A 929-nucleotide genomic window follows, 5' to 3' on the forward strand; every position below is an offset into this window, starting at 1 on the left:
CTCTCCGGGTAGTGGCAGGCGGTGAGCTGCCCGCCGTCGTCGCGGGTGGTCAGTGCGGGTTCTTCGGTGGCGCAGTGGTCGGTGGCTTTCCAGCAGCGGGTCCGGAAGCGGCAGCCCGATGGTGGGTTGAGTGGGGTGGGCACGTCGCCGGTGAGGCGGATGCGGCCGGCGGGTCCGAGGGTGGTGACGTCGGGGATCGCGGACAGCAGTGCCCGGGTGTAGGGGTGTTGTGGGTGGGTGTAGATGGTGTCGCGGTCGCCGATCTCGACGATCTTGCCGAGGTACATGACGGCGACGCGGTGGCAGAAGTGCCGGACCACGGCGAGGTCGTGGGCGATGAACACGAACGCCAGGTCCAGGTCGCGTTGCAGGCTGCGCAGCAGGTTGATGACCTGCGCCTGGATCGACACGTCCAGCGCCGAGACGGGCTCGTCGGCCACGATCAGCTTCGGCTTCAACGCCAGAGCGCGGGCGATGCCGATGCGCTGGCGTTGCCCGCCGGAGAACTCGTGCGGATACCTGTTGTAGTGCTCCGGGTTCAACCCGACGAGTTCGAGGAGTTCCTGGACGCGGTGTTTGACGCCGCCGGGTGGGGTGATCCGATTGACCTGCAACGGCATCGCCACGATCCGCCCGACCGTGTGGCGCGGGTTCAGCGACGCGTACGGGTCCTGGAAGATGATCTGCAGGTCCTGCCGCAGCCCGCGCAACTCACCACGTTTCGCATGCGTGATGTCCCGCCCCGCGAACGCGATGCTGCCTGCGGTCGGCTCGAGCAGGCGGACCAGCATCCGCCCGGTCGTGGTCTTCCCACACCCCGACTCCCCCACCAGCCCGAGCGTCTCGCCCGGCCGCACGTCGAAGTCCAACCCGTCCACCGCCCGCACCGCACCCGTGGCGCGCAGGCCCTGCCGGACGGGGAAGTGCTT

General features: G+C 69.1%; 1 protein-coding gene. It reads right to left on the reverse strand.

Annotated features, from left to right (window positions below; translation table 11 throughout):
- On the reverse strand, positions 1-929 hold a 929-nt coding region (locus IRY44_RS30430; RefSeq protein ID WP_194803569.1), incomplete at both ends, for an ABC transporter ATP-binding protein.

It is taken from the genome of Micromonospora sp. ANENR4 (genome assembly GCF_015354395.1).
Taxonomy (GTDB): domain Bacteria; phylum Actinomycetota; class Actinomycetes; order Mycobacteriales; family Micromonosporaceae; genus Micromonospora; species Micromonospora aurantiaca.